Raw genomic sequence first — 12,444 nt, forward strand, 5'->3', positions numbered from 1 at the left:
TGCTAGTTATTTGCACACAAAAAAACTCTCATCCCTGTAGCAGGGACGAGAGTTGAACTCGCGGTACCACCCTGATTATAAATGCCAAAAGCATTTATCACCTTCATAGCGTTAACGTTGCTGACACGGCAGGTTTTAGCCTGCACTCTGGACTAGCGTTCAGCTGCTCTTTGTTTAGCGCTTCTTTCAGCCAAGGAAGCCCTTCTCTAAAAACCAGTGTGCAACGTACTCGATCCATCATTGTGTTTAAAATATGTAGCGTTTTCTTATGGCGATATTATGACAAATTAACCGCTCTTTGTCAATGTTTGAGCGTATAAGAGCGGATATGCAAAATAGATATTTTAATGACTGCTAAAATTGGCACAGCCAAAATGAGACCCAATACTCCTCCAAATTCTCCTCCTAAAAGGAGCGCAAGCATGATAAACAAAGGATGAATATGAAGACTCTTTCCTACGATAAGCGGAGACAGCACATTTCCCTCTAGAAACTGCAGCACAAAGATTATAATGACAATGGTAATAACCAACTTTATCGAGATTGTGGCTGCAATAATAGCCGCTGGAACTGCACCAATAATCGGGCCAAAATAAGGAATGATATTCGTTACACCAATAATGAAGCCTAAAAGAAGTGCATAAGGTACATGAAAGAACCACAGTGCTGCCGTGGCAATCACACCAATAATGAGACAAACAAAAAACTGCCCTCTAATATAATTGCCGAGCGATTCATTCACATCCGATAAAAAACGTTCGCCTGGTTTGTGCCACTTTTTAGGCGTGACATAAGCCGTTGCTTTCTTAATAGAGGAAAAATCCTTCAGCATATAAAAAACAATAAATGGAATAATGATTAAAATTAAAAAAGAGGTAATCAATGACTTTAATCCTTCGGCCACTTTTGTAAGCCACACGTTGAGCGTAGCCTCTACATCATCAATGCTGCCTTCAATTTTCTCATGTACACCGTTTGGAAGTGAAGTTGTACGATCATGAATCGATTCTACCCAATGTCTATATGTATTCGTAAAATGAGGCAGCTGTTCGTTTAAATCTTTTACTTGTTCCACAAAAATAGGATACGACTTATAGGCTCCAAACCCAATTCCTCCAAAAAAGATGATGTAGATCAGTAAAATAGCTAGAGGACGAGGCACGCCTTTATCATGCGTTTTTTCAATAAGCGGATGAAGTAAATATGTAATGAATGCTGCAATAAAAAAAGGCAGCAGTGCTTTTAAAAACATGTAAATAACAGGAAGCCATAAAAACTGGACTTTAAAAAAGACTAATATGCACAGCAGCGCTAATAACAGCAGTCCGAATCTATAGAACCATTTGAATGAACTATCTTTCAACGTAAACTCCTCCTCTCTTCTATTTTTTGATAAAGGAAGGAGTTTATACATGCTGTTGTCTCTTCTGCCTGCAAAAAAGCACTATTGCAGCTCAGTGCAATAGTGCTTTTTTTATTAGTGAATAGCTTTCATCATACGTTTACGCATTTTTTTCATATTTCTTTTTGTAAACATCTCTCGATCATCTGCCATTTTAAATGCATAAGCTCCAAGACCGAAAGCGACTACTGACGGAATAATTCTGCCCATTGCTCTTCCTCCCGGTAAAAAAGAATTAGAAATTAATTGTGCGCTCGTCGTCTGAGAACAAATCATCAAGCGAGCTCAATGTTCCATCTTCTTCTACTTGGTGAGTATTAATTTGTCCTTTTGAAATAGTCATTTCAATAAAACAATTCCAACAGTAATACTGATTTACACCAATTTTGCCAACGTCAATACTTTTACAGTTTGGACATTTAAACAAAGTCGACACCTCTTTATACGTTCTACTTATATAAACGCATTATGTCCACTTCTTTCCATGTCCATACTTTATTTTCTGACAATTAGCAAAGAAGGATGGCAACAAAGGAGTTTATTTAACTCTTTGTTAGCATACGAAAGGTTACATGAAATCATACGGCGTAACGTTTTCCATCCCAATATTTGCATCTTTCATAAATGGAATTTCGGGATCTTCTATGTCGTTATCCAAGCTTTCTCGAAGCAACGGCTGTAAATTCGTTTGGCGAACGCTGTCTTCATTTCGGCTAACTCCCAGCTGAAACGCTTCGTCTTCTCCGCATAAAATTAAAAACTGTTTGCTTCGCGTAACGGCGGTATAAAGTAAATTACGTCGCAGCATCCGGTAATAGCTTTTAACAATTGGAAGCACAACAATTGGAAATTCACTTCCCTGTGATTTATGAATGGAACAGCAGTATGCATGAGTTATTTGATTAAAGTCTTGCTTTGTGTAAGTTACTTCATTTCCTTCATATGAAATAACCAGCATATCCTGTTTTTCCGTATTTTCTTTGGCAAAGAAAACCGAGACAATTTCTCCCATATCTCCGTTAAATACGTTGCTATCCGGCTGATTTACAAGCTGCAGCACTTTATCTCCGACTCGGTACGTAATATCTCCGTGCTTAAGCTCTCTTCTTTGTTCAGAAGCCGGGTTGAATAATTCCTGAAGAACTTCATTCAGCTTATCAATACCTGCAGGACCTTTATACATAGGAGCTAAAACTTGAATATCTTTAGCCGTATAGCCTTTTTTTAACGCATTCCCGCAAACTTGTTGCACGACGTTCGTGATGTGCTGTCCTTGACAACGAATAAAAGAACGATCTCCTTGCTGCCTTGATAAGTCTTCCGGAAGCTTTCCTTTTTTTATTTCATGAGCCAAATCAATAATTGACGATCCTTCCGCTTGCCGGTATACATCTGTCAGCCGGACGGTAGGAACTACTTCTGAACTCAGTAAATCTTTTAACACCTGTCCCGGCCCTACTGAAGGAAGCTGGTCTTCGTCTCCAACTAAAATAACCTGTAAATTAGCAGGAAGAGATTTAAACAGCTGATGAGCAAGCCACAAATCTACCATTGATACTTCATCCACAATCAGTAATTTTCCGTCAATTGGATTTTCCTCATTATGATCAAATCCTTCTTGTCCGTTCCATTTTAATAATCTGTGAATGGTAACTGCCGGAAGTCCCGTCGCTTCGCTCATTCGTTTAGCAGCGCGTCCAGTAGGTGCCACAAGTAAAACAGGAAAAGCTTCATCTTTTTTATAATCCCCTGGATTTAACGAACATCCGTGAAGTTCTGCATAGAGTTCGACTATTCCTTTAATAACCGTTGTTTTCCCTGTACCTGGTCCACCTGTTAAGAGAAGCATCGGAGACATTAAAGCGGTTTGTATGCCCTTGCGCTGAGAAGGTGCATATTGCACGTCTAATCGCTCTTCTAGTTCACCCAGTGCCAATAAGAATTCTGATTCTGGAAACTGCTCTTCGTACTGTGTTTGAGCCATAATTTTTTGAATAGCTTTAACCAGCCCTTTTTCAGCATAGAAAAGGGGAGGAAAATAAATTTTTTCGTCTTGAATGATAAGCTTTTTGTCTGCTTTTAATGCGTCCACTTCTCTTGTAAGATCCATTTCAGACAGGTTCTCATGCCTGCTTTTTCGAAGAAGCTCTGCTGTTTTTCCATATAGTTGATCTGCCGTGACGTATACATGTCCCATTTGATTGCATTCTTGCTCAATGACATATAAAATACCTGCACGCAAACGATCAGGATGATTGGTTGCCATACCAAGCCTCTTTCCAAGTTCATCGGCCCTGCTAAAGCCAATACCTTGAATATCTTCTACGAGCTGATAAGGATTATTTTGAACAATTTCAAGCGCTTCTTGTTTGTACGCTTGGAAAATCTTCATCGAAAGCTGCGGTCCAAACCCAAGGTCTGTCAGCTTTACCATTACTTCTTCTAACCCTTGATGTTCACGAAGCTGCGTGACTAAAGCTTCTGCCTTGTCGGCTGAAAGCCTCGGAACCTCTTTTAGCACAGACTCATTTTGCAAAATACGAAAAATAGCGCGTTCTCCTAGAGCGTCCACAATGTTTTCAGCAGTTTTTTTACCGATTCCGTGAAATAAATCGCTAGACAGGTACTGAACAACCCCTTGCCTTGATTGCGGAAGTTCTTTTTTAAACTGTTCAACATGAAACTGCAGACCAAACTTTGGATGCTCTTTGAAGTCTCCGTAAAACGTGTATACTTCATCTTCATTCAGCTTAGGAAAATAGCCTGTAACGACCGTTTCTTTATCTTCAATCTCTAAATTTGTTTTTTTGATCCGTATCCGCGTAACGTTATATAAGTTTTCTTCGTTATGAAAGACCGTTACAATCGACGTGCCGCTTATATAATGACGTTCTGGCTGTGAAGGGTTCACTTGTTCTTCGTTCATGTTATCCTTCCTTTACCCGCTTTCTTAATGTTCTAATGTAGACAGAACTTGTTTGGCATTTGCTGCCATTACGTGATCTGGCTGCACGTTTAAAGCTTCATCTAACATCTCAATCGCCTTGTCTTTGTCATCTTTCATAGCATACGCTACGCCTAAATTATAAAAAGCATCGGCGTGTTCTGGCTCTTGATTGACTACCTTAAGAAATTCAGCAATCGCTTCATCTACCATTTCGAGCTGTGCTAAACAAAGACCGTACTGAAATTTTGCTTCTACATCATGTTCGTTTAGTTCTACCGCCCGCTGAAGATAAGGCATCGCAAAACGAATTTCTTCCATATGAAACAGCGTTAAACCAAGCATAAAGTACGCATCGGATGAATCTAAGCCTTTTTTGATTGCTAAATCAAAGTAGTGCTTTGCCTGCTCAAGCTGCTCTGCATTAAAATAAATATTTCCTGCTCCGTAATACGCTGTTGCCGTTTCTTCATCTAATTCAATCGCACGTTCATAAAATTTCAAAGCACGATCCATCTCACTAACAGCCGCTAACAAATTGCCAAAATTCACATACACAATTGGATCTTTTGGATTATCTTCAATTGCTTCTGAAAATGTTTTAGCAGCCTCTTCAAATTTCCCTTCCTGCATATACTGAATTCCTAGCTGATTTTTATCTGTCATTTTTTCGTTCACTCCACTGTTTTAGTTATGATTTAAGAGATTTTCACATCATGAAAATCTACAATATGTAAGTTATTAGTTTACCCAGTAAGTAAAGTATATCATAGAAAAACCTCAGCTATATACGGCCGAGGTTTTTCGTTCTTGCTTATATGAATTATACGTACCAGATTTGCTCTTCTTCTTGAAATACTTTGTCAATTGTTGCTCCGCCAAGACATTCATCGTCTTTGTAAAACACAACTGCTTGACCTGGCGTAATTGCGCGAACAGGTTCAGCAAAAATAACCTTAATTGTATCATCATCGACTTTTTCAACGGTTACTGCTGAATCAGTTTGACGATAGCGGAATTTTGCTGTGCACGTCATTGGTGACGACCAGTCACGTTCGCTTACCCAGCTGACATTGGTTGCTGTAAGAGATGTAGAATAAAGAAGCTCATTGTGAAAGCCTTGATCGACGTATAAAACATTTTTTTCTAAATCTTTTCCGACTACAAACCAAGGTTCACCGCTGCCTCCAATACCTAAACCGTGGCGTTGACCAATCGTGTAGTACATAAGACCGTCGTGCTTGCCTTTTACTTCGCCGTCAAGCGTTTGCATTACACCTGGCTGAGCAGGAAGATACTGACTTAAAAATTCTTTGAAGTTGCGTTCACCGATAAAGCAAATACCTGTGCTGTCTTTTTTCGTTGCTGTAGCAAGGCCTGCTTCTTTCGCAATTTCACGCACTTTTGATTTCTCAATTTCACCAATCGGGAACATTACTTTTGAAAGCTGATCTTGTCCTAATTGATTTAAGAAATACGTTTGATCTTTATTTCCATCTACGCCTCTAAGCATTTTATACTCCCCGTCGCGGTACGCAACGCGTGCATAATGTCCTGTCGCTAGATAATCTGCTCCTAGCGTCATTGCATGCTCTAAAAAGGCTTTGAATTTAATTTCTTTATTACACATTACATCAGGATTCGGTGTACGACCTGCTTTATATTCCTCTAAAAAGTAGGTAAATACTTTATCCCAATATTGTTTTTCAAAGTTGACTGCATAGTAGGGAATACCAATTTGATTACATACGCGAATAACATCGTTATAATCTTCAGTCGCAGTACAAACGCCGTTTTCATCCGTATCGTCCCAGTTCTTCATAAAGATTCCGATCACATCGTATCCTTGTTGTTTTAATAAAAGAGCTGCTACGGATGAATCAACGCCTCCGCTCATTCCGACTACTACACGTGTATCTTTAGGTGATTTTGTCAACTTCGCCACCTCCGTTTTCTTCATTTTAATTAAATTGTTCGCTAAAAAGCGAAAGAAACGACACAAACCATCAGTGAGGGATGAAGACCCTACTGATGGCTGCTATTTACATCGTTAGTCGCTTAACGATGTTTGCTGTTTGACGTGCGGTTTTTTCAATTTGCTCAGCTGAGTTTCCTAAGCCAAAGCTAAATCGAATAGAAGTTGTTAAACGTTCAGAACCTTTTCCAAACATAGCAACAAGCACATGAGAAGGATCGATTGCTCCCGCTGTGCAAGCTGAACCGCTCGATGCCGCAATTCCTGCTAAGTCTAAATTCACGAGCATCGATTCAACATTTGTTTTTGGAAATGATAAATTTAACACATGTGGCAGAGAATTTTCAAGATGTCCGTTAATTTCAAATGAAATACCTTCTTCTTTCAACACAGCTACCATTATTTCTTTGTATCTTCTATATTCATCTGCACGTGTTTGCAGCGTTTGTTGCGAAATTTTCACAGCTTCTTCAAACCCGACAATACTTGTCATGTTCTCAGTTCCAGCTCGTCGTTTGCGCTCTTGTTCTCCTCCAAATAGCAAAGGAGACAGTGAAACATGAGCAGCTGCATATAAAAAGCCCATCCCTTTTGGTCCGTTAATTTTATGAGCAGAAACGGATAAAAGATCGACACCTAATTGTTGCACATTTAACGGAATTAATCCATAAGCTTGCACTGCATCCGTGTGGAAATATGCTCCATGCTCTTTTAATAGAACTCCAATTTCTCCAATTGGCTGAATAGCACCTACTTCATTATTTCCAAACATCACCGACACAAGAATTGTTTGATCGGTTAGGGCTGATTTTATTTCATCCACAGATACTTGTCCGTACTCATTAACTGGTAAGTAAGTCACTTCAAAGCCCTGTGTTTCTAAATATTCACACGTATGAAGCACAGCGTGGTGTTCAATTTGCGTGGTAATAATATGATTTCCTTTATGGCGGTTTGCAAGAGCTACTCCGATCAGTGCCATATTATCTGCTTCTGTCCCACCACTTGTAAAAATCAGTTCATTTTCGTGTGCTCCAATACTTGCTGCAATCGTTTGGCGAGCTTCGTCTAAATAGCGTCGACTTTCCCGCCCGTAGTGATGAATACTAGACGGATTTCCAAAGTACTCATGCATAAAAGTCGTCATTTTCTCAACGACTGCTGGATGTATTGGAGACGTTGCTGCATGATCAACATAAATACGTTCCAAAATAAACGCCTCCTAGCTCATTATTAAATATAAAACATATAAGACGCTTGATCATCATCAGAATGATTTGCTAAATCTTCAAGCGTTGTACTATCTAGCACTTCTTTAACCGCATCTCGAATACGAATCCACAGCTCGCGTTTTGCAGGCTCTTCATCTTCAATTCCTTCTACAGGACTAATAGGACCTTCTAAAACAGAAATAATATCACCAGAAGTAATGTTAGCAGGTTCATGTGCTAAGATGTAACCTCCATAAGCTCCGCGCACGCTTTTTACAAGCCCAGCGTTACGCAGCGGTGAAATAAGCTGCTCTAAATAATGTTCAGATAAGTCATGCGTTTGAGCAATAGTTTTAAGCGAGATAGGACCTTCGCCAAAGCGCTTCGCAAGCTCAATCATAATCGTTAAACCGTAGCGTCCTTTTGTTGAAATTTTCATACGATACACTCCTTCAATACACTTTTTTTATTTATGAAAAAAATAAGACCCTCACGTTGTCACTGAATGCTGTGATGAGTCGTTTTTTACTAAGCTATATGAACTTCTCTATATGCATTTCTTGCAAATGTAACTGTTGATATTATAACATACTATGCCTATAAGATAAATTTCCACCACCTATTCACCGCTTGTGATACAGTGAAAGAAAAGAAAGGAGAAAAACATGGCTACAAAACCTCTCGCATTTCGAATGCGTCCGACTCATTTAGATGACGTTATCGGACAGCAGCATTTAGTTGGCAAAGATAAAATGATTTATCGAATGGTAAAAGCAAATCACTTAAGCTCGATGATTTTATATGGACCTCCAGGCGTTGGAAAAACAACAATTGCCACGGCTATTGCAAAAACAACCAACACGGCGTTTCGTCAGTTGAATGCCGTTGTAAACAATAAAAAGGATATGGAAATTGTCGCCGAAGAAGCCAAAATGTCAGGCAAAGTAATTCTCCTGTTAGATGAAGTTCATCGCCTTGACAAAGCTAAGCAAGACTTTTTGCTTCCTTACTTAGAAAACGGCATGATCATTCTAATCGGAGCGACAACAAGCAATCCTTATCACGCAATTAATCCTGCTATTCGAAGCAGATGCCAAATCTTCGAATTAAAATCTCTTACGCCAGATGATATCAAAATGGCGCTAACAAGGGCGCTCAACGACTCATCAAACGGATTTGGGGATAGAAAAATTATTGTAGAAGATGACGCCATGAACCACTTTGCCAACAGCTGTAACGGTGACGTGCGCTCGGCTTTGAATGCTCTGGAACTGGCTGTTTTATCAACAGGTGAAAGCGATGGTAAAATCATTATTACCTTACAAACGGCAGAAGAATGTCTGCAGCAAAAATATTTTTCACATGATAAAAATGGTGACGCTCACTATGATGTATTATCGGCTTTTCAAAAATCGATTCGCGGCAGCGACGTAAATGCCGCTCTTCATTATTTGGGACGGCTAATTGAAGCAGGAGACTTGATCAGCATCAATCGTCGCCTTTTAGTCATTGCCTATGAAGACATTGGACTAGCTGATCCGGATGCCGGCATGAGAACTCTCGCAGCTATTCAAGCAACTGAGCGATTAGGACTCCCAGAAGCACGTATCCCGCTTGCAAACGCCGTTATTGAGCTTTGTCTATCACCGAAGTCCAACGCTGCTTACAAAGCATTAGATGAAGCGATAAGCGATATTAAAAAAGGGCTTTCCGGCGACGTTCCCCCTCATTTGAAGGATGCTCATTACAAAGGAGCAGAGAACCTTGGCCGAGGCGTTGAATATCAATACCCGCATGATTTTGATAACGGATGGGTCCTTCAACAGTATTTACCGGATCGCATCAAAAACAAACAATATTTTCATCCTAAACAAAATGGACAAGAAAAATACTTTTCAAAAGTTTTCAATCGTTTAGAGACATTAAAAAAAGAAAATGGCTGAAACTGTTGCTCAGTTTCAAAGCCATTTTCTTTTTTGTCTTTATCTATTAAGCTGCACTTTTAACGTCTTTGCGTTTTTTCGTTTTTGTTGAACCTTTAAAGTAGCTGTCTAAAAGTTTAGCGACTAAACGAGCGATTATGTTAAACAACAGAACCATAATGATTAAAATAGCAGCTGACTTTGTTGCAATCAATCTTGCATCAGGTACGATTCCTTCAGAGTTTAATTTCCAAATGTGAACGGCAAGCGTCTCTGCTGGTCGAAAAATATTAAACGGGTTTACAGGACTCGTTAAGTCAGCATTTGAATTTAACATCGGCGTCGTTAAGCCAGCCGTATAAATCAACGCAGCTGCCTCTCCAAAGATTCGTCCCGCTGTTAAAATAACGCCTGTGATAATTTGTTGAATCGCTGATGGAATGACGACTTTGACAATTGTTTGCCATTTAGTCGCACCCAACCCTAAACTCGCTTCTTTTACACTCGCAGGAACAGATGCAATCGCACTTTCACATACGCGTGTTAAACCCGGTAAATTTAAAATTGTAATCACAAGTGCTCCGCCGATAAGCGTATAGCCCCAGCCTGAAAATGTGACAAAAATTAATAATCCAAATAAACCAACTACAATGGACGGTAATGACGCCATTGTTTCGATACATAAGCGGACGAAATTTAAGAAACGACCTTGCTTCGCGTACTCCGCTAAGTAAATTCCGGCTCCTAAACCAAGAGGAATAGAAATGATCAGCGTTAAAACAAGCATGTAGAACGAGTTAAACAGTTGGGGTCCGATACCGCCTCCTGCCATCGTATTGCTTGGCTTTCCAAATAAAAAGTTCGGATCCCAAAATCCCCAACCTTTAGCGATAATTTCAACAACTAAATACACTAATAGCAACACAACTAGAGCGGCAATGCCATAAAAAATACCTGTCCATATATTATTTACTGTGCGTGCATTTTTGTTTCTCATTGATGAGCACCTCGTTTCCCAATTGCTCGGATAATTAAAATGAACACGAAAGAAATAAGCAGTAAAATCATGGCTAACGTCCACAGTGCGTTATTCCATGCCGTTCCGTTTAACGTATTAGACATATCCATTGTTAAAATACCTGTTAATGTTGCCGTTGGGCTATATAAGCTTTCAGGAAGCTTAACCGTGTTTCCGATAACCATTTGAACAGCTAGCGCTTCTCCGAATGCGCGGGCAAGCCCTAACACGATACCTGTTAAAATACCTGTTTTAGCAGATGGAATAATGACTCGGCTAATTGCCTGCCATCTTGTTGAACCTAGTCCATAAGAAGCTTCTAAATATTCAGGTGCTACGCTTCGAATTGCATCGTCAGCAATACTTGCAATTGTCGGAAGAATCATGACGCTTAAGACAATAATTCCGGCAATCAAACTAAAGCCCACTCCGCCGAAGTTATCGCGAAGAAGCGGCACTAAAATTGTAACCCCTAAAAGACCGTATACCACTGAAGGAACTCCTACTAAGAGTTCTAAAACGGGTCGTAAAACCGTTGAACCAAATTTAGGCGAAATATAGTTGTTAAAAATGGCGATAGCAATTCCAATTGGAGCACTTATAATAACGGCTCCGATTGATACAAGCATGGAACCTAGAATAAACACAAGTGCACCGTATTCTTTATTGTTTGGACTCCATTTTGTTGAAGTCAACATTTCACCGATTGATATATTACTCTGTAAAAATGACTGTATGCCTTTTTCACAAATAAATACGATAATAGCTAACGTAACAAGTACAATTAAAATACCGCAAAATGTAGAAAGCGTACGGCCAATGTATTCGCTTTTTACATAATTAATGGATTTTTTCCCCTTCATCGCTCTGTCTCCTTACATATTCAGTATATATTCGCTTTTCTTTTTATTCGCTATATACTTTATTAACATTCAAATAGAATAAGACTGACTGTGTTAGTCAGCCCTATTCTTTTTAAAAACACTCTTATTTTTTGAACTCAGTCATTGGGATATATCCCATATCTTTTACTTGCTTAGCAAAGTCTTTACCAGCTACGTAGTCAATGTACTCTTTTGCACCATCTTTTGGCTCACCGTTTGTAATCATGTACTCATAAGACCAAAACGGATATTTTTTAGAAACAATGTTTTCTGTTGTTGGCTCTACACCATCAATATTAAGCATTTTTAAACTTTCTTTTTTATCGCCAATTAAATACGACATAGCAAGGTAACTTACTGCTCCTGGCGTTGAGTTTACTGATTGCTCAACCGCTCCGTTTGAATCTTGAGCTGTACCAACGCTGTCATTTACTTTTGCGTCACCCATTAATGTTTTCTCGAATGTAGCACGTGTACCAGATGATGCTGGACGGTTGATTACGTTAATTTTCTCGTCGTTTCCGCCAACTTCTTTCCAGTTTTTAATTTCACCAGAGAAAATCTTTTGAATTTGCTCTTTTGTTAACGATTCTACTTTTACATCTTTATTTACAACAAGTGCGAACCCAATGCCCGCTACTTTCGTATCGACAAGTTTATCTGCTTTTGATTTATCTTCGATTTTATCGGCTGCTGGAACGTCAGAGTTTCCAATGTCAACTGCTCCTGATGCTACTTGGTTAACACCCGTTCCACTACCTCCACCTTGTACCGTTACTGAAAGGTTTGGATATTTTTCAGTAATTCCATTGGCTGCTTCTTCTGCAAGTGGTTGTAAAGCTGTAGATCCCGCCGCTGTTAACGTACCTGAAACTTCTTCTTTGCTGCCCGAACCACTGTCGTTGCTTGCTCCGTCTTTACCACATGCTGCTAGTGCTCCTACCATTAAAAAAGCTGCTAATGTTACTTTAAAACCCTTTGTTTTCATTACATTACCCTCCAATAAATATATGTGTAATTAGTACTAGTCCTTTGTACTCGAACAACAGGTACAAGACACATTATACGAGTAGATTGTTGTCTTTATA

Annotated in this window: 12 protein-coding genes; 1 reads left to right on the forward strand and 11 read right to left on the reverse strand. The window is 39.4% G+C overall.

Features of this window, described 5'->3' with window-relative positions; translation table 11 throughout:
* Nucleotides 1-301: 301 nt before the first annotated feature.
* The 8 genes from ACFX4R_RS14810 to cymR form a co-directional block, all read right to left on the reverse strand.
* Nucleotides 302-1,363: an AI-2E family transporter gene (locus tag ACFX4R_RS14810; RefSeq protein ID WP_013059290.1), complete on the reverse strand. Its 1,062-nt coding sequence runs from the start codon at nucleotides 1,361-1,363 to the stop codon at nucleotides 302-304.
* A 114-nt stretch (nucleotides 1,364-1,477) separates the two neighbouring features.
* A complete protein-coding gene (locus ACFX4R_RS14815; protein WP_013059291.1) occupies nucleotides 1,478-1,612 on the reverse strand; it encodes a YrzQ family protein in 135 nt (44 codons plus the stop codon).
* A gap of 25 nt (nucleotides 1,613-1,637) precedes the next feature.
* On the reverse strand, nucleotides 1,638-1,829 hold the full coding sequence (locus tag ACFX4R_RS14820; protein WP_013059292.1) for a hypothetical protein: 192 nt from the start codon (nucleotides 1,827-1,829) through the stop codon (nucleotides 1,638-1,640).
* 141 nt (nucleotides 1,830-1,970) lie between these two features.
* Complete coding sequence (recD2, locus tag ACFX4R_RS14825) at nucleotides 1,971-4,328, reverse strand: SF1B family DNA helicase RecD2 (RefSeq protein ID WP_013059293.1); 2,358 nt, start codon at nucleotides 4,326-4,328, stop codon at nucleotides 1,971-1,973.
* A gap of 24 nt (nucleotides 4,329-4,352) precedes the next feature.
* Nucleotides 4,353-5,012, reverse strand: coding sequence for a tetratricopeptide repeat protein (locus tag ACFX4R_RS14830; RefSeq protein ID WP_013085089.1), 660 nt, complete (start codon nucleotides 5,010-5,012; stop codon nucleotides 4,353-4,355).
* A gap of 157 nt (nucleotides 5,013-5,169) precedes the next feature.
* Nucleotides 5,170-6,282 (reverse strand): tRNA 2-thiouridine(34) synthase MnmA, encoded by a 1,113-nt coding sequence (mnmA, locus tag ACFX4R_RS14835; RefSeq protein ID WP_043976151.1) that lies wholly within the window; start codon nucleotides 6,280-6,282, stop codon nucleotides 5,170-5,172.
* 106 nt (nucleotides 6,283-6,388) lie between these two features.
* Nucleotides 6,389-7,531 (reverse strand): cysteine desulfurase family protein, encoded by a 1,143-nt coding sequence (locus ACFX4R_RS14840; protein ID WP_025750574.1) that lies wholly within the window; start codon nucleotides 7,529-7,531, stop codon nucleotides 6,389-6,391.
* Between the two features lie 23 nt (nucleotides 7,532-7,554).
* Nucleotides 7,555-7,971 (reverse strand): cysteine metabolism transcriptional regulator CymR, encoded by a 417-nt coding sequence (gene cymR / locus ACFX4R_RS14845; protein WP_013059297.1) that lies wholly within the window; start codon nucleotides 7,969-7,971, stop codon nucleotides 7,555-7,557.
* 226 nt (nucleotides 7,972-8,197) lie between these two features.
* Here cymR and ACFX4R_RS14850 point away from each other — a divergent pair, with 226 nt between their 5' ends.
* Nucleotides 8,198-9,475 carry a replication-associated recombination protein A gene (locus tag ACFX4R_RS14850; RefSeq protein WP_340447095.1) on the forward strand — a complete coding sequence of 426 codons (1,278 nt, stop codon included), beginning with the start codon at nucleotides 8,198-8,200 and terminating at the stop codon, nucleotides 9,473-9,475.
* 46 nt (nucleotides 9,476-9,521) lie between these two features.
* Here the strand turns inward: ACFX4R_RS14850 and pstA are convergent, their stop codons facing one another.
* From pstA to ACFX4R_RS14865, 3 genes are all read right to left on the reverse strand, one after another.
* Complete coding sequence (gene pstA, locus ACFX4R_RS14855) at nucleotides 9,522-10,451, reverse strand: phosphate ABC transporter permease PstA (RefSeq protein ID WP_043976149.1); 930 nt, start codon at nucleotides 10,449-10,451, stop codon at nucleotides 9,522-9,524.
* Nucleotides 10,448-11,335 carry a phosphate ABC transporter permease subunit PstC gene (pstC, locus tag ACFX4R_RS14860; RefSeq protein ID WP_013059300.1) on the reverse strand — a complete coding sequence of 296 codons (888 nt, stop codon included), beginning with the start codon at nucleotides 11,333-11,335 and terminating at the stop codon, nucleotides 10,448-10,450. The genes pstA and pstC overlap by 4 nt, the downstream gene beginning before the upstream one ends.
* 124 nt (nucleotides 11,336-11,459) lie before the next feature.
* Nucleotides 11,460-12,344 (reverse strand): phosphate ABC transporter substrate-binding protein PstS family protein, encoded by an 885-nt coding sequence (locus tag ACFX4R_RS14865; protein ID WP_043976147.1) that lies wholly within the window; start codon nucleotides 12,342-12,344, stop codon nucleotides 11,460-11,462.
* Nucleotides 12,345-12,444 lie beyond the last annotated feature (100 nt).

Source organism: Priestia sp. YIM B13490 (assembly GCF_042787735.1).
GTDB classification, from domain to species: Bacteria; Bacillota; Bacilli; order Bacillales; family Bacillaceae_H; genus Priestia; species Priestia megaterium.

Coding starts and splice junctions, on each gene's coding strand:
- pstA (WP_043976149.1), bottom strand. CDS start 10,451: ATGAGAAACAAAAATGCACGCACAGTAAATAATATATGGACAGGTATT.
- recD2 (WP_013059293.1), bottom strand. CDS start 4,328: ATGAACGAAGAACAAGTGAACCCTTCACAGCCAGAACGTCATTATATA.
- cymR (WP_013059297.1), bottom strand. CDS start 7,971: ATGAAAATTTCAACAAAAGGACGCTACGGTTTAACGATTATGATTGAG.
- ACFX4R_RS14830 (WP_013085089.1), bottom strand. CDS start 5,012: ATGACAGATAAAAATCAGCTAGGAATTCAGTATATGCAGGAAGGGAAA.
- pstC (WP_013059300.1), bottom strand. CDS start 11,335: ATGAAGGGGAAAAAATCCATTAATTATGTAAAAAGCGAATACATTGGC.
- ACFX4R_RS14815 (WP_013059291.1), bottom strand. CDS start 1,612: ATGGGCAGAATTATTCCGTCAGTAGTCGCTTTCGGTCTTGGAGCTTAT.
- ACFX4R_RS14865 (WP_043976147.1), bottom strand. CDS start 12,344: ATGAAAACAAAGGGTTTTAAAGTAACATTAGCAGCTTTTTTAATGGTA.
- ACFX4R_RS14850 (WP_340447095.1), top strand. CDS start 8,198: ATGGCTACAAAACCTCTCGCATTTCGAATGCGTCCGACTCATTTAGAT.